The sequence below is a fragment of the Pseudomonas frigoris genome, assembly GCF_047758635.1.
Taxonomy (GTDB): Bacteria; Pseudomonadota; Gammaproteobacteria; order Pseudomonadales; family Pseudomonadaceae; genus Aquipseudomonas; species Aquipseudomonas frigoris.
Genome location: NZ_CP180479.1, coordinates 6,528,006 through 6,554,730 on the forward strand (window position 1 = coordinate 6,528,006; position 26,725 = coordinate 6,554,730).

Below are 26,725 nucleotides of genomic sequence, written 5' to 3' on the forward strand. Positions count from 1 at the left end.
CCATACCAAGGAGGTTCCCGAATGTTCGATTTCCACCCCCAGCTCAAGCAGCGCTTCGCTGCCTTGCGCACGGGCGCTGAATTCTTTTCGCTGCGCTATGTGCGCGAGTCCGGTCAGTACCTGTCGGTGCGCAAGAATGTCGCTGAACCTCCCAGCCTGAGCCGTGACGAAGGCGCGATGCTGACCGTTCGGGTCAACGGCGTCGAAGCCTACGCCGCGACCAACGACCTGTCCCAATCCGGCCTGCAAGCCGCGCTGGAGCGAGCCGAGCAACAAGCCCGCCGACTCAAGCCCCACGCCCTGCTCGACCTGCGCGAGCAAGCCGTCTCCAGCGACCGCGCCGACTACTTTTCGCCGAACCTCGACCAGCCCTTCCCATCCCTGAGCGATTGCTACCAACTGCTCGGCGCCGAATCCGCCTCCGTGCCCAAGGATGAGCGACTGGTGAACTGGCAGGTGAGCATCGGCATCACTAACGTCGAGCAGATCTACCTCAACAGCGCCGGCGCCGAACTGCGTCAGGCCCAGCGTTTTGTCTACCCGAGCGTGGACGTCACCGCCTACGACGGCAATGACAGCCAGACCCGCACCCTGGGCCGCGAAAATTTCGGCCAACAAGGCGGCTTTGATGTGATCAGCCGCTGCGGCCTGGTCGGTGCCGGCCCGACAGTCGCCGATCAGGCGCTGCAATTGCTGCTGGCGCCGAACACCCCGCAAGGCCCGCGCGACCTGCTGTTGATGCCTGACCAAATGATGCTGCAGATCCACGAATCCATCGGTCACCCGTTGGAGCTGGACCGCATCCTCGGTGACGAGCGCAATTACGCCGGCACCAGCTTCGTCAAGGCAGAAGACTTCGGCAGCCTGCAATACGGCTCCAAACTGCTGAACGTGACCTTCGACCCGGACATTCCCGAACAACTCGCCAGTTACGGCCATGACGACGACGGCACGGCTGCCAGCAAGCAATTTTTGATCAAGGAAGGTTTGCTGCTGCGTCCACTGGGCGGCGCGCTGTCGCAATTCCGTGCCGGCATGGAAGGCGTCGCCAACAGCCGCGCTTGCGGCTGGAACCGTCCGCCAATCGATCGCATGGCCAACCTGAACATCGAGCCCGGCGATCAACCGCTGGAGCAACTGATCGGCAACATCGAACACGGCATCATGATGTCGACCAATCGATCGTGGTCCATCGACGATGCGCGCAACAAATTCCAGTTCGGCTGCGAATGGGCTCAGTTGATCGAAAACGGCGAACTCAAAGGCGTGGTCAAGAACCCCAACTACCGGGCGATTTCCGCTCAGTTCTGGAAAAGCCTCAGCGCCGTCGGCGACGCCAGCACCCTCAAGGTCCTGGGCACACCGAACTGCGGCAAGGGCGAACCGAACCAGGTGATCCGCGTCGGCCATGCGTCGCCGGCCTGCGTGTTCAGCAACGTTGATGTGTTTGGGGGGGATGCCTGATGAGCACGTCGAAAAGTCAGGCCGATGCGTTCAAGGCCTTGGTTAATTGGCTGCGCGATGCGATTCGCGAGCCGGAGCAATTCACTCTAAGTTACGCCGCCGAATCCTCGGCCTTCGTGCGCTTCAACCACGCTAAGGTCCGTCAGGCCGGGCAGGTGCAACAGGCAAGCGTCGGTTTCAAACTGATCAACGAGGGGCGCCACGCCGACCTGAACATCACGCTGTCCGGGGATGCCGCAGTCGATGTGCAGCGCCTGGCCGAAGGTCTGCAACAGTTGCGCGAAACCTTGCCGCTGCTGCCGCAGGATCCGTACCTGTTGCTCAACCACAACGGCTGGCAGAGCAAGAACGTTCAGGATCACCCGCTGCCGGACACCGAGCAGGTGGTCGCGGAAATTACCCAGGCGGCCGAAGGGCTGGATCTGGTCGGCTTCTACGCCGCCGGCCCGATCAGTCGCGGCTTCGCCAGTTCTTCAGGCGCGTTCGGCTGGCACCAGGCCAACAGCTTCAACTTCGACTTCAGCCTGTTCCATGACAACGGCCAGGCGGTGAAAGCCAGTTACGCCGGGCACGACTGGAACAGCGAAGGGTTTGCCAAGCGCTTTGCGCAGGCACGCGAGCAGTTGGCGTTTCTCGGCAGACCGCAACACACCCTGGCGCCCGGTCAGTACCGCGCCTATCTGGCGCCGGCAGCCCTGGGAGAAATCATGGACATGCTGGGCTGGGGTGGTTTCTCGGCGCAGTCGATTGCCAGCAAAAACAGCCCGCTGCAGAAGCTTTACGCGGGCGACAGTGCGTTCAGCCCGTTGGTGTCGGTCGATGAAAAGGTCAGCGGTTCGTTGAGCCCGGCGTTTTCCGGCGAAGGGTATCCGCGCAGCGATCTGGGGTTGATCGTCAACGGCAAGGCCGGCGCACAGATGGTCAGTTCACGCAGTGCGGCGGAGTACGGCCTGACCGCCAATGGCGCCAGCGGTGGTGAAATGCCAAGCGCAGTGAACATGGCCGCCGGCACGTTGCCTGACGCAGAGATTCTCAAGCAACTGGGCACTGGCTTGTACATCAGCAATCTCTGGTACCTGAACTACTCCGATCAGCCGGCGGCACGCCTGACCGGCATGACGCGGTTTGCGACCTTCTGGGTCGAGAACGGCGAGATTCAGGCGCCGGTGAGCACCATGCGGTTTGATGACAGTGCTTACAGTTTGTTGGGTTCGCAGCTGGAGGCTTTGACCGAGGAGCGTGAGCTGATGTTGTCGGCCAGCACCTACAGCCAGCGGGCCACGGCCTCGGCGTTGTTGCCGGGGGCGCTCGTGAGCCGATTGACCCTGACCCTGTAAGCACAATCCCACGGTACACAGAAGGCCCTGTGGGAGCGGGCTTGCTCGCGAAAGCGATGGATCCGTCAACATTGATGTTGGATGTGATGACCTCTTCGCGAGCAAGTCGGATCGCCGCACCGCCGCTCCCACATGGACCGTGAGACACAGTGATTTTGCATTAACTTCAACCCACAAGAGGTCCCATGCCCAACCGCCCGCCTCTCGACGCTGTCACCGCCCGCTGGGTGCCGTGGGTCGTCGCCATCGCGTTCTTCATGCAATCCCTCGACGGGACCATCCTCAACACCGCCCTGCCCGCCATGGCCCGCGACTTGGCCGAAGACCCGCTGCGCATGCAGGGCGTGATCATCGCCTACATGCTCACCGTCGCCCTGCTGATCCCCGCTTCAGGCTGGATCGCCGACCGTTTCGGCACCAAGAAAATCTTCTTCGGCGCGATTCTGCTGTTCAGCCTCGGCTCACTGCTCTGCGCCTTGTCGAGCACCCTGAGCATGCTGATTGGCGCGCGGGTGATTCAAGGCCTGGGCGGCGCGCTGATGTTGCCGGTCGGGCGACTTGTGGTGCTGCGCGCCTACCCGCGCTCGGATCTGGTGCGGATCATGGGTTTCATCACCATTCCCGGCCTGCTCGGCCCGTTGATCGGCCCGACCATGGGCGGCTGGATGGTGGAATACCTGACCTGGCACTGGATCTTCCTGATCAACCTGCCGGTGGGCGCCATCGGCTGCTACGCCGTGTGGAAATTCATCCCCGACCTGCGCGGCACTGAACGCACCCGCTTCGATAGCCTGGGCTTTTTGCTGTTTGGTGCGGCGATGGTGCTGATCACCATCGCCATGGAAGGCCTCGGCGAGTTGCACCTGCCGCACTTGCGCGTGATGTTGCTGCTGTTCGGCGGCATGGCGTGTCTGGCGGCGTATTGGTTGCGGGCCGGGCACATCGAAAACCCGTTGTTCGCGCCGTCACTGTTCAAGACCCGGACGTTTGCCGTGGGCATCCTCGGCAACCTGTTCGCCCGACTGGGCAGCGGCGCCCTGCCGTTTCTCGTGCCATTGCTGCTGCAAGTGGCGCTGGGTTACTCACCGTCCCAGGCCGGGATGAGCATGTTGCCGCTGGCGGCGGCAGCGATGGTCGCCAAGTCGGTGGCGCGGCCGCTGATCGAACGCTTGGGCTATCGCATCGTGCTGACCGGCAACACGTTGGCGCTGGGGTTGATGCTGGCGAGCATGGGGCTGGTCGGCGAACAAACGCCGTACTGGTTGCTGTTGGTGATGCTATCGATTCTGGGGGCGATCAACTCGCTGCAGTTCACCGCCATGAACACCGTAACCCTGATCGACCTCGACGACGCCAGCGCCAGCAGCGGCAATAGCTTGCTGTCGGTGGTCGCGCAATTGTCCCTGAGCCTCGGGGTTGCCTGCGCCGGCGCCTTGCTCGGCGGCTTCACGGCCGAGATCGGCAACGACGGCGTGGACACGGTTCTGGGGGCATTCCAGCTGACCTTTGTCACGGTCGGGATCATGGCGATGCTGGCTGCAACCATCTTCTCCCAGCTTTCACCAAAGGATGGCCGACGGATGGTCAGCCGCGAGCACGATATAGAGCACTGATCTGTAGCAGCTGCCGAGGCACGAGGCTGCGTTGCGTGTCCGCAGGACCGCCCTCGGGGGCCGCTTCGCAGCCCGACGCAGCCTCGTGCCTCGGCAGCTGCTACGACTATTCGTCCAGAATTTGCAGGTGAAGAGAGCGAGACTGGTACACTGCGCGACATTTTGTTTTGCAGGCCAGTCCCGTGACCACCATCGCCACCGCTTTTAATACTTTGCCGCTGTCCGCCGCCATGCTGGCTAACCTCGACTCCCTCGGTTATGCCCAGATGACGCCGATCCAGGCGCAAAGCTTGCCGGTGATCCTCAAGGGGATGGACCTGATCGCCCAGGCCAAGACCGGCAGCGGCAAGACCGCCGCCTTCGGTATCGGCCTGCTGAACCCGATCAATCCGCGCTTCTTCGGTTGCCAGGCGCTGGTCATCTGCCCGACTCGCGAACTGGCCGACCAGGTCGCCAAGGAACTCCGTCGTCTGGCCCGCGCCGAAGACAACATCAAGATCCTGACCCTGTGCGGCGGCGTGTCCTTTGGCCCACAGATCGGCTCTCTGGAGCACGGCGCGCACATCATCGTCGGCACCCCGGGCCGCCTTCAGCAGCATTTGCGCAAAGGTTCGCTGGTGCTCCATGGCCTGAACACGCTGATCCTCGACGAAGCCGACCGCATGCTCGACATGGGTTTCTACGACTCCATCGAAGAAATCATCGCCCAGTGCCCGGAGCGTCGCCAGACCCTGCTGTTCTCCGCCACGTACCCGACGGGCATCAAGCAGTTGGCCGCGAAGTTCATGCGCAACCCTCAGATCGTGAAGGCCGAGGCGTTCCACGACGACACGCAGATCGAGCAGCGTTTCTACGAGATTTCCCCGGAAGAGCGCATGGACGCCGTGGTCAAAGTCCTCGCGCATCATCGTCCGGCATCCTGTGTCGCCTTCTGCTTCACCAAGCAGCAGGTTCAGGAAACCGTCGATCACCTGACCTCCAAAGGCATCTCCGCCGTCGGCCTGCATGGCGATCTGGAACAGCGTGACCGCGACCAGGTACTGGCCATGTTCGCCAACCGCAGCACCTCGGTGCTGGTCGCCACTGACGTCGCCGCTCGCGGTCTGGACATCGATGCGCTGGACATGGTGATCAACGTCGAACTGGCCCGGGATTCGGAAATCCACATCCACCGTGTTGGCCGTACCGGTCGTGCTGGTGAGAAAGGTATTGCGATCAGCCTGGTCGCACCGTCCGAAGCCCACCGCGCCCAAGCCATCGAGCAACTGCAGAACTCGCCGTTGAGCTGGGATCAGCTGGACAACCTCAAATCCCAGGGCGGCGCACCGCTACTGCCGGTGATGAGCACGCTGGTCATTGGCGCTGGCCGTAAAGACAAGGTGCGTCCGGGCGACATTCTTGGCGCATTGACTGGCGATGCGGGTATTCCCGGCGCTCAGGTTGGCAAGATCGCGATTTTCGACTTCCAGGCCTATGTGGCTGTGGAGCGCGGGATCGCCAAGCAAGCGTTGCAGCGCCTGAATGACGGCAAGATCAAAGGCCGTTCGCTGCGCGTGCGAATTTTGTAAGGATTCTTCGACCCCACGAAGATCCCCTGTGGGAGCGGGCTTGCTCGCGAATGCAATCTGTCAGTCGCCATTGATGTTGGCTGACACACCGCTTTCGCGAGCAAGCCCGCTCCCACAGTTTGTTTTGTGGTGACAGATTAAGAGGACACCGTTTTGCGCTCTACCGAAGTCGTGATCATTGGCGCTGGCGCCGCAGGTTTGATGTGTGCGCTGACTGCCGCCGGGCGCGGGCGCAAGGTGATGTTGCTCGACCATGCCAACAAGGCCGGCAAGAAAATCCTGATGTCGGGCGGTGGCCGCTGCAATTTCACCAACATGTACACCGAACCGAGCAATTTTCTCTCGCAGAACGAACACTTCTGCAAATCCGCCCTGGCCCGCTACACCCAGTGGGATTTCATCGGCATGGTCGCCAAACACGGCGTGCCGTACCACGAGAAAAAACTCGGCCAGCTGTTCTGCGATAACAAATCCAGCGACATCCTCGACATGCTGCTCAACGAGTGCGATCAGGTTGGCGTCAGCCTGCACCTGGACACCTCGATCCAGCACATCGAGAAAATGGAAAGCGGCTACCTGTTGCAAACCACCCTCGATCAGATCACCTGCGAATCCTTGGTGATCGCCACGGGCGGCTTGTCGATCCCGACGCTGGGTGCCACCGGTTTCGGCTATCAGGTGGCCAAGCAGTTCGGCCACGACTTGCTGCCGACCCGCGCCGGGCTGGTGCCGTTCACCATCACCGATCAGCTCAAGGAGCTTTGCACCGAACTGTCCGGTACGTCGGTGGATTGCCTGGTGAGCTGCAATGAGCAGAGTTTCCGCGAGAACATCCTGTTCACCCACCGCGGCCTCAGCGGTCCGGCGATTTTGCAGATTTCATCGTTCTGGGAATCCGGCGACACGGTAGAAATCAACCTGATGCCGGACCACGACGTACCGAGCTGGCTGCAACAGCAGCAAGCCGAACGCCCGAACAGCGAGCTGAAAACCCTGCTGGGGGAAATCTTCACCAAGAAGATGGCCAACCTGCTGGCGGATAACTGGTTCGTCTCCAAACCGATGAAGCAGTACACCCACGCGGAAATTGCCGACATCGCCGAAAAACTGGCGAGCTGGAAAGTGGTTCCGGCCGGCACTGAAGGTTATCGCACCGCTGAAGTGACATTGGGCGGCGTCGATACCAACGAGGTGTCGTCCAAGACCATGGAGTCGCTGAAAAGCCCTGGCTTGTATTTCATAGGCGAAGTGCTCGACGTCACCGGGCATCTGGGCGGTTTCAACTTCCAGTGGGCGTGGGCCTCGGGTTACGCCGCCGCGCAATACGTCTAATCCCCCAAACGCAATCCCTGTAGGAGCTGCCGAGTGAAACGAGGCTGCGATCTTTTGATCTTGTTTTTCCAGGATCAAGATCAAAAGATCGCAGCCTGCGGCAGCTCCTACATGGATTGCGTTGCAGTGTAAGAACAGGGAAGGAACAGATTTTGCTGTCAGATGTGATCGGCGCCATTGCGTCGGCGTCATTACTGGCTCAATTTAGCGTCATTGCCTCGGAAGGCCCTCGCACTTCATGTCATCGACCCCGTTTAGTCAGTCTCTGCGTCGCCTCTGGGCGCTGGATAAATTCAGTTACAGCGTGCGAGTGTTCATCGCCCTGACCGGCAGCATGGCGCTGTGTTGGTACAAGGATGAAATGGGGCTGCTGATCCCGCTGTTCCTCGGGATCATCGCCAGCGCCCTGGCCGAGACCGACGACAGTTGGCAAGGCCGCCTTAACGCACTGGCCGTGACGCTGGTGTGCTTCAGCGTCGCCGCCCTCTCCGTCGAACTGCTCTTCCCCTACCCCGTCGTTTTTGTCATCGCCCTGGCCCTGGCCAGTTTCGGCCTGACCATGCTCGGCGCCTTGGGTGAACGCTATGGCGCGATTGCCTCCGCGACGTTGATTCTGTCGGTCTATACCATGATCGGCGTGGACCAGCGCGGCGGTGCAGTCACCGATTTCTGGCACGAGCCGGTGCTGCTGGTGGCCGGTGCAGCCTGGTACGGTTTGCTCTCGGTACTGTGGCAGGCGATGTTTTCCAATCAGCCGGTGCAGCAAAGCCTGGCGCGGTTGTTCCGTGAGTTGGGTTACTACCTGAAGCTGAAGTCCTCGCTGTTCGAGCCGATCCGGCAGATGGACGTGGAAGCGCGTCGACTGGAACTGGCGCAGCAAAACGGCCGTGTCGTGGCAGCACTGAACGCCGCCAAGGAAATCATCCTGCACCGGGTCGGCAACGGTCGACCGGGCTCGAAAGTCAGCCGTTACCTGAAGCTGTACTTCCTCGCTCAGGACATCCACGAGCGCGCCAGTTCCTCGCACTACCCTTACAACGCCTTGGCCGATGCCTTCTTTCACAGCGACGTGATGTTCCGCTGCCAGCGCCTGCTGCGCCAGCAAGGCAAGGCCTGCCGGGCGCTGGCCGAGTCGATCCAGATGCGCCAGCCGTTCATCTATGACGCCAGCTTCGCCGAAGCCCTGAGCGACCTGCACGCCTCTCTCGAACATTTGCGCGTTCAGAGCAACCCGGCGTGGCGCGGACTGTTGCGGTCGTTGCGGGCACTGGCGGCCAACCTCGGCACGCTCGATCGTTTGCTCAGCGACGCCAGCAATCCCGACGCCTTGGCCGATGCCACCGACAGCAGCCTGCTCGACCGTTCGCCGCGTAGCCTCAAAGATGTGTGGATTCGGTTACGCACGCAGCTGACACCGACTTCATTGCTGTTCCGTCACGCACTGCGTTTGCCCCTGGCCTTGAGCATCGGCTACGGGATGGTGCATTTGATCCACCCGTCTCAGGGTTACTGGATCATCCTCACCACGCTGTTTGTCTGCCAACCGAACTATGGCGCCACCCGCCGCAAACTCGGCCAACGGATCATCGGCACCGCCATCGGCCTCACCCTGGCCTGGGCGTTGTTCGATCTGTTTCCGAATCCCTTGGTCCAGTCGTGCTTCGCGATCGCCGCCGGGGTGGTGTTCTTTATCAACCGCACCACCCGCTACACCTTGGCGACGGCCGCGATCACCTTGATGGTGCTGTTCTGCTTCAACCAGGTCGGGGATGGTTACGGGCTGTTCCTGCCGCGGTTGTTCGATACCTTGCTCGGCAGCCTGATCGCCGGGTTGGCGGTGTTCCTGTTCCTGCCGGACTGGCAGGGCCGACGCCTGAACAAAGTGCTGGCCAACACCCTGACCTGCAACAGCATTTACCTGCGCCAGATCATGCAGCAATACGCCGTCGGCAAAAGCGACGACCTGGCGTATCGCCTGGCCCGACGCAATGCGCACAACGCCGACGCGGCACTGTCGACGACGCTCGCCAACATGCTGATGGAGCCGGGGCATTTCCGTAAGGAGGCGGATGTCGGGTTCCGCTTCCTGGTGCTGTCGCACACCTTGCTCAGTTATTTATCTGGCCTGGGCGCACACCGGGAAACCCAGCTACCGCCCGACGTGCGCGAGCATTTGATCGACGGTGCCGGCGTGAAACTGGCCGCCAGCATCGATGAAATTGCCCAAGGGTTGGCGAGCAAACTGCCGATTGCGATTCAGAGCGATGAGGAAGAGGCACTGGCCAATACGCTTGAACAGATGCCGGACGAAATCGATGAAGGCCAACGGCTGGTGCAGACGCAGTTGGCGTTGATCTGCCGTCAGCTTGGGCCATTGCGGACGTTGGCGGCGCACCTCATCAAGGAAACGAGTGAGGATTGAGATCTGCGGTGGCTGAGCGGGCCTCATCGCGAGCAAGCTCGCTCCCACAGGGATTACCTAAATCCTGTGGGAGCGAGCTTGCTCGCGATGAGGTCATCAGCCACACCTTACATCCCATGCTGTTCCATCAACCGCTGATAACTGCCATCCACTTTCATCGCCGCGATCTCGCGGTCGAAACCGGCGACGATCTGTTCATGCCGGGGGTTCTTCAGGCTGACCAGGATGTGCAGACTGTTCTCGCTCAATGGCTGGGGCAAAAACTCCACGGCATTGCGCACCTTGGATGATTCCCGGGCCAGGTAGTAACGCGCGACGTATTCGTCTTCCAGCGTCAATTTGACCCGGTCGGCGGCGACCATTCGCACCGCCATGGAGAAGCTGTGCACCGGGACTTTCTGCAGCGACACGTCGTCATCGAACGCCGACGAATAGGCATAACCGCGCACCACCGCTATCGGGTAGGTGTGCAGTTGTTGCAGGTTGTTGTATTCGATCGGTGTGTCTTTGCGCTTGAGAAAGCGCACACGGTTGAGCAGGTATTCGCCGGAAAACTGGCCAAGTTTCGTACGATCGTCGGTGTACCAGGCGTTGACCAACACGTCGTATCGACCCTCGCCAACCCCCAGCAAGGCCCGCGCCCAAGGCACTTGTTCAAACTCACTGGCATAACCGGCCCGGGCCAGCGCTGTGCTGACGATGTCCGTGGCCAACCCACCGTTGGCCAGCGTGGCATCGGTAAAGGGTGGCCAGGCATCGGCGACCAATCGCAGCTTTTCCGCTGCCGCGCCTTGAGTCAGCAACAGCAATCCAATCAAAGCAAAGGCTCGATGCAATCGCGGCATGCTAGAAAATCCTTAGCGGGCGGGACGCCCGACGTGTTTTCAGCCAAAACTCCAAGGCCCCCGTACTGCCAAACCCAGTACTAACATTAACTCATCGAAGCCACTGCACAGCGCTTCATCTCAGATTACACAAACAAGACAAGGCCGCGCGAAATGAATGATGGCATTTTGGCCTTTGTCACAGATTTCTCTGCCATAAAGACATCTTTCGCCTGGGCGCTTAGTATCGCAGCGACGATGTTCAAGGAGTGTGAAGATGACAATCGATTGGGTCTGCAAACACCACAGCGATCTGGGCAAAGAGCAGCTGTACGCCATTCTGCAGCTACGTGCAGAGGTGTTTGTCGTTGAGCAGAAATGCGTCTATCAGGACGTCGATGGCCAGGATCTGGAAGGTGACACCTGCCATTTAATGGCTTGGGAAGGGGATCGGCTGGTGGCGTACCTGCGGTTGCTCGACCCGGAGTTACAGGGTGGCGACGTGGTCATCGGGCGGGTAATCATTGCCCCTCAAGCGCGCGGTACAGGGCTTGGGCATGAGCTGATGGCACAGGCGTTGAAGCAGGCTGAAAAGCGCTGGCCTGAAGTACCGATCTATCTCTCGGCCCAGGCGCATTTGCAGGGGTATTACGCTAAATATGGATTTGTGGTGGCGGGCGAGGAGTTCGTGGAGGATGGCATTCCTCATATCGGGATGCGTCGTTCCTGAGGGTCTCTTCGCGAGCAAGCCCGCTCCCACAATTGATCTGCGTCGTGCACAAAGTCCATATCCACTGGAGATCTAATGTGGGAGCGGGCTGGCTCGCGAAGGCGTCAGCCGGTTCACCGCAGAAGTTCAGGGGTACTCAAGCACCGCTTTAATCTGCCGAAGATTGCGCTCGATCCACCCCCGATCTATCGCCCCCCACTCGCGAATCCGATAACGCCCGGCATGATTGCGCGCACCGTCTTCCTGCTCGAACTCGCAAACAATGTCCAGATCCGCCAATGCCGCGATGGTGTCCTGAGCCGTGCGCCGGGGCATGCCGGTCACTTCGGTCAGCGCCGGGACGCTACTGGCCAACCCGCTATCAATCAGGTACGCCACGTACAACCGACGATAGAAGCTGCTCTTGGTCTTGCTTACATCCATCTAAACACTCCCGGTTGCGATATTTTGATCTCTATTGCATATCCCGCCACGTCAGGTACACCCGCACATCGAACTCCATCTGGTGATACCCCGGCAACATGTGTTCGCAAAGCTTGTAGAACGCCTTGTTGTGATCAGACTCTTTGAAGTGCGCCAGTTCATGCACCACGATCATTTTCAGAAACTCGGCAGGTGCTTCCTTGAACAATGAAGCTACACGAATTTCTTTCTTGGCCTTGAGCTTGCCGCCCTGCACCCGGGATATCGCGGTGTGCAATCCGAGGGCGCGGTGGGTCAGGTCCAGACGGTTGTCGAACAACACCTTATCGATGGCCGGGGCGTTGCGCAGGTATTCCTGCTTGAGGTCCAGCGTATAGGTGTACAACGCCTTGTCGCTCTGTACCCGGTGTTTTTCCGGGTAACGCTGGCTCAGGTAGTCGCCCAGCCGACCGTCGGCGATCAGCTGGCGCACTTGGTCCTGCAGTGCTGCAGGATAGGCCTGGAGGTATTTCAACGCGGTCATTGGGGCGGCAACACGATTCACGAAAAGGTCGCCAGTGTAGCGAATTCAGGCGGTCAGAGTGTTCCAGTCGAACGACCGCACAAAGTCGCCGACGTCCTCGGCCATCATCGGCCGTGCGACCAGAAACCCTTGCACGTACTCGCAACCATTGGCTTGCAGCCACTGATATTGCGCAACAGTTTCAACCCCTTCGGCAATCACCAGCATCCCGTACTCCTTGCACAACTCGATCACATTGCGCACCAGCGCCGCATCGCGTGAGGACTCCAGAAGCCGGCCAATCAAATGCCGGTCGAACTTGAGCGTGTCCAATTCCAGATCGCGCAGATGAGACAGCGAACACGGCCCGGAACCGAAGTCATCCAGGGCCACTCGCACACCCAGGTTACGCAGCAGGCGCAGCTGTTTGCGGGTTTCCTCGGGGTTTTGCATCAAGGCCTCTTCAGTGACCTCGACTTCCAGATGGCGCGCCTGCAAACCATGGCGCTCCAATACCTGGCGCAACTCAGTGACCAGATTGGGCATGCCGAACTGCGTACTGCTCAAACTGACGCCCAGCACCAGGTCGTTGGCAAACAAGGTTTCCCAGGCCTTTCGCTGGCTCGCCCCTTGTTGATAGATCCAGCTGCCCAGGCGACTGATCAACCGCGCCTCTTCCAGCAATGGCAAAAACAGCCCCGGCGGTACATCGCCGACGCTCGGGTGCTGCCAGCGAATCAGCGCTTCGAACCCGCGAATCTGCCCACTGGCAATGGCCACCTGAGGTTGATATACCAAATTGAATTCACGGTTCTCGATTGCCGCGCGCACACTTTCTTCGAGCATCAGCCGCGAGCGTGCCCGGCCGTTCATTTCGTGATCGTAGAAACGATATTGCTGACGGCCGGCGCGCTTGGCTTCGTACATGGCGATGTCAGATGCGCGCAACAAACCGTCAAGATTGGAACCGCAATCCGGGTACGTCGCAATGCCGATGCTGGCGCCCAACGCGATATCCAGACCATCGATCTGCTGACAGATCGACACCCGCTCAATCAGCTTCTCGGCAATCTTTGCCGCTTGCTCGGGGAATTCCAGATCCAGCAAAGCGGTGAACTCATCACCGCCCATGCGCGCCAGAATGTCGAAGGGCCGCAGACAGGCCTTCAACTGCTCGGACACCCACCGCAGCACCCGGTCGCCGGCATCGTGACCAAGGGAATCGTTGACCCGTTTGAAGCCGTCGAGGTCCAGATACAGCAGCACCCAGGCGCTGTCTGAGCGGTCGCCACGCAACAGCAGGTTTTCCGCCGTCTGGTAAAAGCCGCGACGATTGAGCAGCCCGGTCAATGGATCAGTGACGGCCTGGAACTCCAGTTGCTGATGCAGATGGCGCACCACCGACATGTCCAGCACCGTCACCACCATCGCATGTTGTTCGCTGGGCAACGGTGCGCAGGACAGCGCCACGGGCACCTGCTGGCCGGGCGCCGTACGCAGCAATGCATCGTGCAGGCGCAAGGTTTCGCCGCGTTTGTAACCGGCGAACAACTCGGAGTCGGCCCAGATCGGGATGTGCGGATTTTGCAGGAAATCCAGGAACTCTTTGCCTTGCAGGTCTTGCACCGTGGCATTGAGCAGCCGCGACATCGCCGGATTGGCAAAGCGGATCAGACCGTCCTCACCGACCACCAGGATGCCTTCGGCGGCATTGTCGAGCACCGAGGCATTAAACGCGCGTGCGACCTCCAGATCGTGGCTCAGGCGCTGCAACGCACGGCGATTGCGCTGATGCTCGAGCAGCGCCTGGACTTTGGGCTTGAGAATTTGTGGATCGAACGGTTTGAACAGGTAATCCACCGCGCCGCAGGCATAGCCCTTGATCATGGCGTCCTGGGACTGTTCGTTGGCGGTAAGAAAAATGATCGGCGTGAGGCAGGTTCGTTGGCTGCCGCGCATCAGGCGTGCCACTTCAAAACCGTCCATGCCCGGCATCTGCACATCCAGCAGCACCAGGTCGACATCGTGTTCGAGTAACAGACTGAGCGCCTCGAAGCCCGAGGCGGCGGTCATGACCTGCCAGTCCTGGCGCTGCAACAACGCGCGCATGCTGATCAGGTTTTCAGGGTAATCATCGACGATTAAAAGAATTGAACTGCCTTCAGCTGGCGTGGGTTGCGCGCATTCCATGCTGCTTCTCTTATGCGGGACGTCAGGCCGGTTTCTCGTGAAAACCGGACAAATACTAAGCCTTCACTCTAGACCGGGTTCTGCAAAAGCAGAAGCTATCAGTACGCCATCATTTAACCAAAGAGTCCATTTGCCGACTAACGGTCGGCGCCACAGGCCTCTGAAACCGGGAAAGATGGCCTTTTAACAGGATTTTGACGTCACCCGTTTGTCATTTACGCATTAACAAATTGAACTTCTGCGATTATAAGGATTGCCCCCAAGGCGCGTGCCAGAGCTTCTGGAACGTGCGTGCAGTAAAAAAACGTGGAAGCTTTTGTCTATGATTGATCTCGCAACCTGGAACCTCAGTGTTCCTGTCGGCAATCCGCCGTACACCGTTGAAACGTCAAAACTGGTGGATGGCTTCAAGGACCAATACTTCCACTCCGACACCGGCACCTTGTTTTTCTGGGCCCCGGTCACCGGTTCCAAAACTGAAAACGCAAAGTACCCCCGCACTGAACTTCGCGAAACCTACAGCAATGGCACCCTGAAAAACTGGCTCTACCCGGACGCCGACAATACCCTGCGCGCCACCATGGCGGTGAATCAGGTACCGAGTTCGGGGAAGATCGTTATTGGCCAGATCCACGCCTATGAAAGCCAGAAGCCCATGGTGAAGCTCGAGTATCAGTACAGCACCACTACGCAGTCAGGCAACATCGTCGCCAAGGTTCGTATGCACCCTGATGACGATAGCGCACGGATAATCACCATTGCTACCGGGGTGAAACTGGATCGGGAGTTTTCCTACCTCATCCACCTGAGCCCGCGCGGCGCGCTGGGCATCAGTGCGGCGGGCTACCAGTGGGACACCGAAATCAGCAAGACCTGGAGCGTCAAGCCGCTGTACTTCAAGGCCGGGGTTTATGTGCAGGACAACACCGGGTACACCAGCGAAGGCGGGCAAGTGACGTTCAGCAAGCTGGATATTGATCACGATAAATAGAGATCGCGTCCACCGCACAAAAGATCGCAGCCTTCGGCAGCTCCACATGAGATCGAGTCGCCACTAATGAAATGGCTACCCCCGCCGCCGCCCGTGATCGCCCACTAAGCTTTCACAGGGGGCTCATCGGAGACCGTTGCCATGAAAGTAGCTATTGCCGCCATCGACTTAGGAAAACGTACCTTCCATCTGCATGCACAAGATGAGCGCGGGAATGAGCTCTACCGCAAAAAATTCACTCGAATGACGCTCATCCAACATCTGGCGAATCTCGAACCCTGCACCGTCGTGATGGAAGCCTGTGGCGGCGCCCACTTCATGGCACAACAGGTCGCCAAGCTGGGCCATACGCCCAAGCTCATCGCCCCTCATCTCGTGCGTCCTTACGTGAAAAGCAACAAGAACGACTTCGCCGATGCCGAGGCGATCTGCGAGGCGGCGACTCGCCCCACCATGCGCTTTGTGCCGCCCAAAACCCAGGCCCAACAGGCGCTGGCCATGCTCAACTCCACCCGCGATGCGTTCATCAAAGACCGCACCGCAACCGTCAATCGGATTCACGCCGCCCTTCTGGAGGTTGGCGTCAGCCTGGCCCCCGGCTTCAAGTCGATCAATGAACTGCCGGGGCTGCTTGAGACGAGTTCATTCTCTGAGGCCATCAAACTAAATCTGACGATGCTGCATGAGCACTTCAACTACCTGACTGAGCGGATCAAGACACTGGATAAGCGAGTGCAATGCCAGGCCGCTGAAGATGATCTGGCATCGCGCTTGATGACAATACCGTGCTTAGGCCCGATCACCTCCACCGTCCTGGCTGCCGAGTTGGGCGATGGCAAACAATTCAAATGCGGCCGAGGCTATTCAGCCTCCATCGGGCTGGTGCCCAAACAGCATTCCACGGGCGACAAGACCGTCCTGTTGGGCATCAGCAAGCGCGGTGATCGAAACCAGAGGCGCCTGCTCATCCAGTGCGCCCGTGTCTACCTGATCCAGCTGGAGCGACAGAAAGGCGCTTTGGCGGACTGGGTCCGCCAGTTATTAGCGTCCCACCATCACTCCAATCTCGTGGTCTGTGCGCTGGCCAACAAGCTGGCGAGGATCGCCTGGGCAATCGCAGCACACCACACTGAATTCGATGCAGGGCCAGCCAAGATGAACGCCTGACCCTGCTGTCACCCGAGCACCACCCACCTGGTTTTGCGATGCTGGATAACAGATGACGTGAACGGCCAACCGGCCTGACGACAACCCTGAGCTCCTACACGGCTGAAAGGCCGTTCCACTAATTAGGATCGTCGGGCATCGATTCTCATCGAGGCGCGGGGACCACAACCCCCACTCAGACGCCGGATAGATGAAAGCAAGCCAAACACGCATCAAAAACAGTATTGCAGAAAAGGGGGTAACCATAGATGTAGGAGCTGCCGAAGGCTGCGATCTTTTGATCTTTAGCTCCGAAAAGCACGTAGGAACCCGCCCATTGTGGCGAGGGAGTTGCTCCCACCGGGCTGCAAAGTTGGCCCCAAAACCTGCCATCTCATTCCTGCTGACACACCACACAGCCCGATTGACGACGGCTGCGCCGCCGAGCGGGACCAAGCCCCCTCGCTACAATGACCGCGCACGGTCCTACACCCCGGTTGCAGCCGCCAAAGTCGCCGCTGATAGTTCGCCCCGTCGCTGACAGCAGTCGGCTATAGGGTTTCGCAGCCCTACCGAGTTAGAACCACAACCGTCAAAATACGACACGGGCAGCGTTTGCCCGTACTCGTTTTTTATGGCGGCTGTGCGTGGGAGACCCTCGGGTCTGCCGGGTCTTAACTCCTCGGTCTGCGAACCCGCGCACAGCTGCCACCCCATTTGTTTCGCAGCAAACGGTGGCGAATTCTTTCTTGAGTTAAGGATTTTCCATGAGCAATCAACAACCGCCCCGTCGCTTCACCCCCATGTCCCAATTCGCCACCGACTACCCCGTCCTCCTCATCGACAGCGACGCCCCGCTGCGCGAACTCCACAATTGTGTCAGCGAACGCCTCAACGCCGCCCTCAAATACCTGCACCTCATGGCCTGTACCAGCCTCCCCGACTACGCCGAGAACGACATCAACACCGTCACCAACTTCGCCCGGATCCTGGTTCAGGATGTAAGCGATGTGTTTCGGGTGATTGAGCAGCACGGGGTTGAAACGCCCAAGAGTCAGTAGTCAATTTTCAGGCAATAAAAAACCCGCATCGCTGCGGGTTTTTTAATACCGGTAGTAACGCTGAAGGCTTAGTTGACCTTCGCGTTCAACTCACCCTTCAAATACCGCTGATACATCGCTTCCAACGAGATCGGCTTGATCTTCGAAGCATTACCCGCAGTACCAAACGCTTCATAACGTGCGATACACACATCACGCATGGCAGTAACAGTCGCGCCGAAGAATTTACGCGGATCAAACTCGCTCGGGTTGGTAGCCATCAGGCGACGCATCGCACCGGTAGACGCCAAACGCAGGTCGGTGTCGATGTTGACCTTGCGCACGCCGTGCTTGATGCCTTCGACGATTTCTTCAACCGGTACGCCGTAGGTTTCTTTGATGTCGCCGCCGTACTGGTTGATGATCGCCAGCCAGTCTTGCGGAACCGAAGACGAGCCGTGCATCACCAGGTGGGTGTTCGGGATGCGTTTGTGGATTTCTTTGATGCGGTCGATGGCCAGCACGTCGCCGGTAGGCGGCTTGGTGAACTTGTAGGCGCCGTGGCTGGTGCCGATGGCGATGGCCAGGGCGTCGACCTGAGTGCGTTTGACGAAGTCGGCGGCTTCTTCCGGGTCGGTCAGCATTTGGCTGTGATCCAGAACGCCTTCGGCACCGATGCCGTCTTCTTCACCGGCCATGCCGGTTTCCAGCGAACCCAGGCAGCCCAGCTCGCCTTCTACCGATACGCCGCAGGCGTGAGCCAGGGCCACGGTTTGTTGGGTGACGCGGATGTTGTAGTCGTAGTCGGTCGGGGTCTTGCCGTCTTCGCCCAGGGAACCGTCCATCATCACCGAGCTGAAGCCCAGTTGGATGGAGCGCTGGCAGACGTCAGGGCTGGTGCCGTGGTCCTGGTGCATGCACACCGGGATGTGCGGGAATTCTTCGATTGCCGCCAGGATCAGGTGACGCAGGAACGGGGCGCCTGCGTATTTGCGAGCACCGGCCGAAGCCTGGACGATCACCGGGGAGTCAGTCTTGTCAGCGGCTTCCATGATGGCGCGCATCTGCTCAAGGTTGTTGACGTTGAAGGCTGGAACGCCGTAGCCGAACTCGGCTGCGTGGTCCAGCATCTGGCGCATGCTGATAAGTGCCATTGTGTGTGTCTCTCCCGGTTGAGGGTCGTTAATCGTGCCAGCCTGCCGTAGCGGCGGCGGCTATTCAAGTTATTGCAGATCGGGGGTTGGCCCGCTCCGCTCATTCGGTGCTGCAAAAATCTGATGTACCCGCACAGATTCATTGTGGGAGCGGGCTTGCTCGCGAATGCGATTTAACATTCAACGTTGATGCAAGCTGACCCGACGCCTTCGCGAGCAAGCCCGCTCCCACATTTGGATCTGGCTTCCACATTGGATCTGTGGTGTATCAATTTCGTGTCTTACTGCGCTTTGCAACCGCGGCCGATCAAATCATTGGTGGCGACCCAGTACACCAGGCCTTCCTCACCTTTTATGTGAAACGCCAGCATGTCGTTGCTGTACAGCGAACCTTCGGCGCCCGGCTCATGCTTCAAGCGGTAGACCTGATCGGCACCGCCCAGGCGAACGTCGACTTCCTTGCGGCTTTCGTCGGTGTAGCGCCAGAGCACTTTAGCCTGACTGTCGCAGGTCCAGATGGTCCAGTTGTCCGTCGATTCGGCAGGCTTGAACAGGTTCAAATTAGCGCAACCTGCCAGCAGAGCCAGCGTCGCAACGGCGATAAAACCTTTCATCCATGTTCCTCGACCGACGACGCACGTCGCCAGCCCTGAGTAAAGTGTCAGACCCGTCAAGGGCAACCATGTTCCTTGGCCGGGGTCTGTGTCTCATATTTGTCCAGGCCATCAGGCCCGGAACGCTTGTTGATCACCGGATTGGTTTCCGCCTGCCAGTCGGCCTGGTAGCAGCCTTTGTCCTGTTCAGGCGTCTCGGGTACCTTCGGGGCTTTCGGGTTACTCCCGCAAGCTGCCAGCGACCCCGCGATAATCAACAGCGCTAATGTTTTGACCATCTGAACACTCCTTTGCCTGGTCAAATGGGCGGCCTCAGGCCTTGGCCCGGCTTTCCAGGACTTCAACGGCCGGCAGCACCTTGCCTTCGACGAATTCGAGGAACGCGCCGCCGCCGGTAGAAATGTAGGAGATCTGATCGGCAACGCCATATTTATCGATAGCGGCCAGGGTGTCGCCGCCGCCAGCAATGGAGAATGCCGAGCTGTCTGCGATGGCCTGGGCCAGGACTTTGGTGCCGTTACCGAACTGGTCGAATTCGAACACGCCCACCGGGCCGTTCCACAGAATGGTTTGGGACGACTTCAGCAGCTCGGCGAAATTCGCCGCGGTCTGTGGGCCGATGTCCAGAATCATGTCGTCTGCGGCCACATCAGCGATCAGTTTGACGGTAGCGGTGGCGCTTTCAGCGAATTCCTTAGCAACCACGACGTCGACCGGCAGCGGCACGCTGACCTTGGCGGCGATGGCGCGAGCGGTGTCCAGCAGGTCCGGCTCGTACAGGGACTTGCCGACCGGGTGACCGGCAGCGGCCAGGAAGGTGTTGGCAATGCCGCCGCCGACGATCAGCTGGTTGCAGATCTGGCTCAAGCTGTTGAGTACGTCGAGTTTGGTCGAGACCTTGGAGCCGGCAACGATGGCTGCCATTGGCTGGGCCGGGGCGCCGAGGGCTTTGCCCAGTGCGTCCAGTTCAGCGGCCAGCAACGGGCCAGCGGCCGCGATTTTGGCGAACTTGGCCACGCCATGGGTCGAACCCTCCGCACGGTGAGCGGTGCCGAAGGCATCCATCACGAACACGTCGCACAGGGCGGCGTATTGCTGAGCCAGTTCGTCAGCGTTCTTTTTCTCGCCCTTATTGAAGCGCACGTTTTCGAACAGCACGATGTCGCCGGCCTTCACGTCAACGCCGCCCAGGTAATCGGCCACCAGCGGCACTTCACGGCCCAGGGCCTTGCTCAGGTAATCAGCGACTGGCTTGAGGCTGTTCTCGGCCGAGAACTCGCCTTCGGTCGGACGGCCAAGGTGCGAGCAGACCATCACGGCCGCGCCTTTTTCCAGGGCCAGCTTGATGGTCGGCAGCGAGGCCAGGATTCGCGCATCGCTGGTGACAACACCGTCCTTGACTGGGACGTTGAGGTCTTCGCGGATCAGTACGCGCTTACCTTGCAGATCGAGGTCGGTCATCTTCAACACGGTCATGGGTCGCATTTCCTACTGTTTTGGAGAGCAGTGTTTTGGAGAGCCAGCTGATTGCAGATAGTGTTCCGCAACATCCAGCATTCGGTTGGCAAACCCCCATTCGTTGTCGAACCAGGCCAGGATGTTCACCAGCCGTGGGCCGGAAACTCGGGTCTGACTGGCATCGACGATGGCCGAATGTGGGTCATGATTAAAATCACAACTGGCGTGAGGCAACTCGGTGTAGGCCAGAAGGCCTTTGAGCGGGCCGCTGGTGGCGGCCTCGCGCAAAATCCGGTTGACCTCGGTGGCGTCGGTGTCGCTCACGGTCTGCATCGTAATGTCGAGGCAAGACACGTTAACCGTCGGCACCCGCACGGCTTTGGCCTGAATTCTCCCGGCAAGTTCCGGTAACAGCCGTTCGATGCCACGCGCCAGACCAGTGGACACCGGAATCACCGACTGAAACGCCGAACGGGTGCGCCGCAAGTCTTCGTGGTGATAGGCGTCGATCACCGGCTGATCGTTCATCGCCGAGTGAATGGTGGTGATCGACACGTATTCCAGACCAATGGCCTGATCCAGCAGGCGCAACAGCGGCACGCCGCAGTTGGTGGTGCAGGACGCGTTGGACACCAGCAGCTCATCACCGGTCAGGCAATCCTGGTTCACGCCGTAGACGATAGTGGCGTCGACATCCGCCTCGCTGGCCATCGGCTGGGAAAACAGCACACGCGGCGCACCGGCGTCGAGGAAACGCTGGCCATCGGCACGCGTGTGGTAAGCGCCGGAGCACTCCAGCACCAGATCGACGCCCAACGACGCCCAATCGATGCCTTCAGGGGTGGCACTGCGCAGGACCTTCACGCAGTCGCCATTAATATGCAGACAATCGCCCTCGACCTTCACTTCCCCGGGAAAACGCCCGTGAGTGGAGTCGAAGCGTGTCAGGTATTCGATGCTGGCCATGTCAGCCAGATCGTTGATCGCAACAATTTCAAACCCGGCCTTATCGCCTCGCTCAAACAACGCACGCAAGACGCAACGACCAATCCGGCCGTAGCCGTTGAGTGCAACTTTGTAAGGACGCGGTTGAGGCATGGGGTTCTCGATTACCTGGGTGAATCCGTTATTGCAGCGTTGCCTGGACCAACGCTATCGCGAGCAAGCTCGCTCCCACATGGACGGTGTACATCCCTGTGGGAGCGAGCTTGCTCGCGATGGCGTCAGTCCAGGCGACACATTTTCTGGATCAGTCTTCCAGCAGCTCTTCAGCCTGACCCAGGATGTTTTCCAGGGTGAAGCCGAACTCTTCGAACAAGGCAGGCGCAGGCGCCGACTCGCCGTAGGTGGTCATGCCGATCACGCGGCCTTCCAGGCCCACGTACTTGTACCAGTAGTCCGCGTGGGCGGCTTCGATGGCGATACGGGCACTGACCTGCAACGGCAGAACCGCTTGCTTGTAGCCGGCGTCCTGAGCATCGAACACGCTGGTGCAAGGCATCGAAACAACACGCACCTTACGACCTTGTTCGGTCAGCTTGTCGTAGGCCTGAACCGCCAGACCGACTTCGGAACCGGTGGAGATCAGGATCAGCTCAGGTTCGCCGTCGCAATCCTTCAACACGTAACCGCCACGGGCGATGTCGGCGATCTGGAACGCATTACGAGTTTGGTGCTGCAGGTTCTGACGCGAGAAGATCAGCGCCGAAGGGCCGTCCTTGCGTTCCAGAGCCAGTTTCCAGCACACCGCCGATTCAACGGCATCGGCTGGGCGCCAGGTGTCGAGGTTCGGCGTGCTGCGCAAGCTGGTCAGTTGCTCGATCGGCTGGTGAGTCGGACCGTCTTCGCCCAGACCGATGGAGTCGTGGGTGTAGACGAACACGACACGCTGCTTCATCAGCGAGGCCATGCGCACGGCGTTGCGGGCATATTCCATGAACATCAGGAAGGTCGCGCCGTAAGGCACCAGACCGCCATGCAAGGCCACGCCGTTCATGATCGCGCTCATGCCGAACTCGCGAACGCCGTAGTACATGTAGTTGCCGCTGGCGTCTTCAGCCGAAACACCTTTGCAACCTTTCCACAGGGTCAGGTTGGAACCGGCCAGGTCAGCGGAGCCGCCCAGTAGTTCAGGCAACAGCGGGCCGTAGGCATTCAATGCGTTCTGGCTGGCTTTACGGCTGGCGATGGTTTCGCCTTTGGCAGCGACTTCAGCAATATAAGCAGAGGCTTTTTCAGCGAAGTCTTCCGGCAGTTCGCCGCTCAGACGACGAATCAGCTCGTTGGCCAACTCAGGGAAGGCAGCAGAGTAGGCAGCGAAACGCTGATCCCATTCGGCTTCGGCCGCGCGACCGGTTTCCTTGGCGTCCCACTCGGCGTAGATGTCGGCCGGGATTTCGAACGGACCGTGGTTCCATTTCAGCGCAGCACGAGTCAGAGCGATTTCCGCGTCACCCAGTGGGGCGCCGTGGCAGTCTTCCTTGCCTTGCTTGTTCGGTGAACCGAAACCGATGGTGGTCTTGCAGCAGATCAGGGTTGGCTGATCGCTTTTGCGCGCAGTTTCGATCGCGATCTTGATCTCTTCAGGGTCGTGACCGTCAACGTTGCGGATGACCTGCCAGTTGTAGGCTTCGAAGCGCTTCGGCGTGTCGTCGGTGAACCAGCCTTCGACTTCGCCGTCGATGGAAATGCCGTTGTCGTCGTAGAAGGCGATCAGTTTGCCCAGGCCCAAAGTACCGGCCAGGGAGCCGACTTCGTGGGAAATGCCTTCCATCATGCAGCCATCACCCAGGAACACGTAGGTGTGGTGATCGACAACATTGTGGCCCGGACGGTTGAACTGCGCCGCCAGGACTTTTTCTGCCAGGGCAAAACCAACGGCGTTGGCCAGGCCTTGGCCCAGTGGACCGGTGGTGGTTTCAACGCCTGGGGTGTAGCCCAATTCCGGGTGACCCGGGGTGCGGCTGTGCAGTTGGCGGAAGTTCTTCAGGTCTTCGATCGACAGGTCATAGCCGGTCAGGTGCAGCAGCGAGTAGATCAACATCGAGCCGTGACCGTTGGACAGCACGAAGCGGTCACGGTCGGCGAACGATGGATTGCTCGGGTTGTGCTTCAGGTAGTCACGCCAAAGTACTTCGGCGATATCCGCCATACCCATAGGGGCACCGGGATGGCCGCTGTTGGCTTTTTGCACGGCATCCATGCTGAGGGCACGAATGGCGTTGGCACGCTCACGACGGCTGGGCATCGCTGTTCTCCTGGGGGCTGAATAAAACGAAACGGAAAAAAGGCGAGCATTTTCCCTCACCCACCCGCCTCGGGGCAATGACAGATAGTCATCTGAAGGCGTTTTTCCGGTGGATAAAGTCGCATTCGCCTGATGAAACCTTTCCGCTGACGATTTGTAGAGTGACCCTTTCCCCGAGAAGTGCCATCTATCGTGCAATATCAAAACTTTTTGATATTGCTCTTGCGGTGTTTTCTGACCGTCACTAGACTGCTGGCCTTATGAATTTACGTGTGCCTTCCATTCGACATGACGATTGCGATGAGCTGGCGGCCCTGTGCAAGGCCGGCGGCGATCCTCTGCGGCTGAATGTATTGCGCGCGCTGGCCAACGATTCGTTTGGCGTACTGGAGCTGGCGCAGATCTTTGGCATCGGCCAGTCCGGCATGAGTCATCACCTCAAGGTATTGGCCCAGGCCGATCTGGTGGCGACGCGCCGTGAAGGCAACGCGATTTTCTACCGTCGCGCCCTGCCCCACACCGACCTGCTGGGCGGCAAGCTGCATGCCGCGCTACTGGAAGAAGTGGACAACCTGCCCCTGCCTGCCGATGTGCAGTCGCGGATCGGTCAGGTCCATGGGCAACGAGCGGCGGCCAGCCAGGACTTTTTCTCACGGGTCGCGGAGAAGTTTCGCGCCCAGCAAGACTTGATCGCCGGTCTGCCGCAATACCGCGAAAGCGTGGTGGCATTGCTCGACAAGCTGAGTTTCAGCGAAGGCGCCACGGCCATCGAAGTCGGCCCCGGAGATGGCGCATTTTTGCCGGAACTGGCGCGCCGCTTTACACAGGTCACGGCGCTGGACAACAGCCCGGCGATGCTCGAACTGGCGCGCCAGGTTTGCGAACGTGAAACGCTGGCTAACGTCAGCCTGCAATTGGCCGATGCATTGAACGGTGTCCGCCTCAAGGCTGACTGCGTTGTACTGAACATGGTGCTGCACCATTTCGCTGCGCCGGCCGAAGCTCTCAAGCACATGGCCAACTTGCTGCAACCGGGCGGTAGCCTGCTCGTGACAGAGTTATGTAGCCACAACCAGAGTTGGGCCAGGGAGGCCTGCGGTGATCTCTGGTTGGGGTTTGAACAGGACGATTTGGCCCGTTGGGCCACCGCTGCGGGACTCGTTCCCGGGGAAAGCCTCTATGTAGGCTTACGTAATGGTTTCCAGATCCAGGTCCGCCATTTTCAGCGACCGGCTGGCGACACTCACCATCGGTAAATTCAGGAAAAAATCGAGATGAGCGAATACTCCCTCTTCACCTCCGAGTCCGTGTCCGAAGGGCATCCGGACAAAATCGCCGACCAGATTTCCGATGCTGTGCTGGACGCCATCATTGCTGAAGACAAATTCGCCCGTGTCGCGGTCGAGACCCTGGTAAAAACCGGCGTTGCAATCATCGCAGGTGAAGTCACCACGTCGGCCTGGGTCGACCTGGAAGAGATCGTGCGTAACGTCATTCTGGACATCGGCTACAACAGCTCCGATGTCGGCTTCGACGGCGCCACTTGCGGCGTGATGAACATCATTGGCAAGCAGTCTCCTGACATCAATCAGGGCGTCGACCGTGCCAAGCCTGAAGATCAGGGCGCCGGCGATCAGGGCCTGATGTTCGGCTATGCCAGCAACGAAACCGACGTGCTGATGCCAGCACCGATCACCTTCTCGCACCAGCTGGTTCAGCGTCAGGCCGAAGCCCGTAAATCCGGCCTGCTGCCTTGGCTGCGCCCGGACGCCAAGTCGCAAGTGACTTGCCGTTACGAAGGCGGCAAAGTTGTCGGTATCGACGCCGTTGTACTGTCGACTCAGCACAACCCTGACGTGTCCTACAAAGACCTGCGCGAAGGCGTGATGGAGCTGATCGTCAAGCACGTACTGCCTGCCGAACTGCTGTCCAAAGACACCCAGTTCCACATCAACCCGACTGGCCAGTTCATCATCGGTGGCCCGGTAGGCGACTGCGGTCTGACCGGTCGCAAGATCATCGTTGACAGCTACGGCGGCATGGCCCGTCACGGCGGCGGCGCGTTCTCCGGTAAAGATCCATCGAAGGTTGACCGTTCGGCCGCCTACGCGGGTCGTTACGTGGCTAAAAACATCGTGGCGGCCGGCCTGGCTGAGCGTTGCGAGATTCAGGTTTCCTACGCGATCGGTGTTGCTCAGCCGACGTCGATCTCGTTGAACACCTTCGGCACCGGCAAGATCAGCGACGACAAAATCGTCAAACTGGTTCGCGAAGTGTTCGACCTGCGTCCATACGCAATCACCACCATGCTCGACCTGCTGCACCCGATGTACCAGGAAACCGCTGCGTACGGCCACTTCGGTCGCACCCCGACAACCAAGACTGTGGGCGAAGACACTTTCACCACTTTCACCTGGGAAAAGACCGACCGCGCCGATTCCTTGCGCGCGGCTGCCGGCCTGTAAGACTTCCCCGGCGGTACCAAAAGCCCTGCACGGTTCGCCGTGCGGGGCTTTTTATTGCGCGAAAATCGAAAGATCGCAGCCTCGTTTCACTCGACAGCTCCTACAGGGATTTGTGTAGGAGCTGTCGAGTGAAACGAGGCTGCGATCTCTTGATCTTCCTGTCTCTCGAAACACACCGAAAAACATCCTCGCTACCGACGCCCGA

At 59.6% G+C, this 26,725-nt stretch carries 22 protein-coding genes; 12 read left to right on the plus strand and 10 right to left on the minus strand.

Annotated elements, in window-relative coordinates; genetic code table 11:
• Positions 1–21 precede the first annotated feature (21 nt).
• The 6 genes from ACMXYH_RS30140 (at position 22) to yccS (ending at position 9,736) form a co-directional block, all read left to right on the plus strand.
• Positions 22–1,464, plus strand: coding sequence for a TldD/PmbA family protein (locus ACMXYH_RS30140; RefSeq protein ID WP_415765795.1), 1,443 nt, complete (start codon positions 22–24; stop codon positions 1,462–1,464).
• Entirely contained in the window at positions 1,464–2,801 is a 1,338-nt protein-coding gene (locus tag ACMXYH_RS30145; protein ID WP_415765796.1) for a TldD/PmbA family protein, read from the plus strand. The genes ACMXYH_RS30140 and ACMXYH_RS30145 overlap by 1 nt, the downstream gene beginning before the upstream one ends.
• Positions 2,802–2,986: 185 nt before the next feature.
• Positions 2,987–4,414: a multidrug transporter subunit MdtD gene (mdtD, locus tag ACMXYH_RS30150; protein WP_415765797.1), complete on the plus strand. Its 1,428-nt coding sequence runs from the start codon at positions 2,987–2,989 to the stop codon at positions 4,412–4,414.
• A 182-nt stretch (positions 4,415–4,596) separates the two neighbouring features.
• Positions 4,597–5,982: an ATP-dependent RNA helicase DbpA gene (gene dbpA, locus ACMXYH_RS30155; RefSeq protein WP_129440455.1), complete on the plus strand. Its 1,386-nt coding sequence runs from the start codon at positions 4,597–4,599 to the stop codon at positions 5,980–5,982.
• A gap of 153 nt (positions 5,983–6,135) precedes the next feature.
• The gene (locus tag ACMXYH_RS30160; protein WP_415765798.1) at positions 6,136–7,314 is read left to right on the plus strand and encodes an NAD(P)/FAD-dependent oxidoreductase; all 1,179 of its coding nucleotides are present in this window, start codon (positions 6,136–6,138) and stop codon (positions 7,312–7,314) included.
• A 238-nt stretch (positions 7,315–7,552) separates the two neighbouring features.
• Positions 7,553–9,736, plus strand: coding sequence for a YccS family putative transporter (gene yccS, locus ACMXYH_RS30165; protein WP_415765799.1), 2,184 nt, complete (start codon positions 7,553–7,555; stop codon positions 9,734–9,736).
• A 107-nt stretch (positions 9,737–9,843) separates the two neighbouring features.
• Here yccS and ACMXYH_RS30170 read toward each other — a convergent pair whose 3' ends face one another.
• Complete coding sequence (locus ACMXYH_RS30170) at positions 9,844–10,581, minus strand: substrate-binding periplasmic protein (RefSeq protein WP_129440449.1); 738 nt, start codon at positions 10,579–10,581, stop codon at positions 9,844–9,846.
• A 256-nt stretch (positions 10,582–10,837) separates the two neighbouring features.
• Between ACMXYH_RS30170 and ACMXYH_RS30175 the strand changes: the two genes are divergently transcribed.
• Positions 10,838–11,290: a GNAT family N-acetyltransferase gene (locus ACMXYH_RS30175; protein ID WP_415765800.1), complete on the plus strand. Its 453-nt coding sequence runs from the start codon at positions 10,838–10,840 to the stop codon at positions 11,288–11,290.
• Positions 11,291–11,416: 126 nt separating this feature from the next.
• Here ACMXYH_RS30175 and ACMXYH_RS30180 read toward each other — a convergent pair whose 3' ends face one another.
• The 3 genes from ACMXYH_RS30180 to ACMXYH_RS30190 are packed head-to-tail and all read right to left on the minus strand — an operon-like array spanning position 11,417 to position 14,405.
• On the minus strand, positions 11,417–11,713 hold the full coding sequence (locus ACMXYH_RS30180) for a winged helix-turn-helix domain-containing protein (RefSeq protein ID WP_123369167.1): 297 nt from the start codon (positions 11,711–11,713) through the stop codon (positions 11,417–11,419).
• Between the two features lie 31 nt (positions 11,714–11,744).
• A complete protein-coding gene (locus ACMXYH_RS30185; RefSeq protein ID WP_415767764.1) occupies positions 11,745–12,236 on the minus strand; it encodes a M48 metallopeptidase family protein in 492 nt (163 codons plus the stop codon).
• A gap of 45 nt (positions 12,237–12,281) precedes the next feature.
• Positions 12,282–14,405, minus strand: coding sequence for a putative bifunctional diguanylate cyclase/phosphodiesterase (locus ACMXYH_RS30190; protein WP_415765801.1), 2,124 nt, complete (start codon positions 14,403–14,405; stop codon positions 12,282–12,284).
• A gap of 322 nt (positions 14,406–14,727) precedes the next feature.
• Between ACMXYH_RS30190 and ACMXYH_RS30195 the strand changes: the two genes are divergently transcribed.
• The 3 genes from ACMXYH_RS30195 (at position 14,728) to ACMXYH_RS30205 (ending at position 17,603) form a co-directional block, all read left to right on the plus strand.
• Positions 14,728–15,396 (plus strand): polysaccharide lyase family 7 protein, encoded by a 669-nt coding sequence (locus ACMXYH_RS30195; protein ID WP_134420604.1) that lies wholly within the window; start codon positions 14,728–14,730, stop codon positions 15,394–15,396.
• 141 nt (positions 15,397–15,537) lie between these two features.
• The gene (locus ACMXYH_RS30200; protein WP_415764593.1) at positions 15,538–16,563 is read left to right on the plus strand and encodes an IS110 family transposase; all 1,026 of its coding nucleotides are present in this window, start codon (positions 15,538–15,540) and stop codon (positions 16,561–16,563) included.
• A 746-nt stretch (positions 16,564–17,309) separates the two neighbouring features.
• On the plus strand, positions 17,310–17,603 hold the full coding sequence (locus tag ACMXYH_RS30205) for a fructose-bisphosphate aldolase (protein WP_415765802.1): 294 nt from the start codon (positions 17,310–17,312) through the stop codon (positions 17,601–17,603).
• A 68-nt stretch (positions 17,604–17,671) separates the two neighbouring features.
• On the opposite strand, the gene fba is transcribed toward ACMXYH_RS30205, so the two are convergent.
• From fba to tkt, 6 genes are all read right to left on the minus strand, one after another.
• Positions 17,672–18,736: a class II fructose-bisphosphate aldolase gene (gene fba / locus ACMXYH_RS30210; RefSeq protein ID WP_046045276.1), complete on the minus strand. Its 1,065-nt coding sequence runs from the start codon at positions 18,734–18,736 to the stop codon at positions 17,672–17,674.
• A 281-nt stretch (positions 18,737–19,017) separates the two neighbouring features.
• A complete protein-coding gene (locus ACMXYH_RS30215) occupies positions 19,018–19,350 on the minus strand; it encodes an MliC family protein (RefSeq protein ID WP_415765803.1) in 333 nt (110 codons plus the stop codon).
• A 56-nt stretch (positions 19,351–19,406) separates the two neighbouring features.
• Positions 19,407–19,628, minus strand: coding sequence for a hypothetical protein (locus tag ACMXYH_RS30220; RefSeq protein ID WP_046045274.1), 222 nt, complete (start codon positions 19,626–19,628; stop codon positions 19,407–19,409).
• Positions 19,629–19,662: 34 nt separating this feature from the next.
• The gene (locus tag ACMXYH_RS30225) at positions 19,663–20,826 is read right to left on the minus strand and encodes a phosphoglycerate kinase (RefSeq protein ID WP_415765804.1); all 1,164 of its coding nucleotides are present in this window, start codon (positions 20,824–20,826) and stop codon (positions 19,663–19,665) included.
• A 12-nt stretch (positions 20,827–20,838) separates the two neighbouring features.
• On the minus strand, positions 20,839–21,906 hold the full coding sequence (epd, locus tag ACMXYH_RS30230; protein WP_134420614.1) for an erythrose-4-phosphate dehydrogenase: 1,068 nt from the start codon (positions 21,904–21,906) through the stop codon (positions 20,839–20,841).
• Between the two features lie 151 nt (positions 21,907–22,057).
• Positions 22,058–24,055: a transketolase gene (gene tkt / locus ACMXYH_RS30235; RefSeq protein ID WP_129440429.1), complete on the minus strand. Its 1,998-nt coding sequence runs from the start codon at positions 24,053–24,055 to the stop codon at positions 22,058–22,060.
• Positions 24,056–24,315: 260 nt separating this feature from the next.
• Between tkt and ACMXYH_RS30240 the strand changes: the two genes are divergently transcribed.
• Together ACMXYH_RS30240 and metK are read left to right on the plus strand one after the other, a co-directional pair.
• Complete coding sequence (locus tag ACMXYH_RS30240; RefSeq protein WP_129440427.1) at positions 24,316–25,311, plus strand: ArsR/SmtB family transcription factor; 996 nt, start codon at positions 24,316–24,318, stop codon at positions 25,309–25,311.
• 18 nt (positions 25,312–25,329) lie between these two features.
• Positions 25,330–26,520 (plus strand): methionine adenosyltransferase, encoded by a 1,191-nt coding sequence (gene metK / locus ACMXYH_RS30245; protein WP_056739024.1) that lies wholly within the window; start codon positions 25,330–25,332, stop codon positions 26,518–26,520.
• The last annotated feature ends 205 nt before the right edge of the window (positions 26,521–26,725 follow it).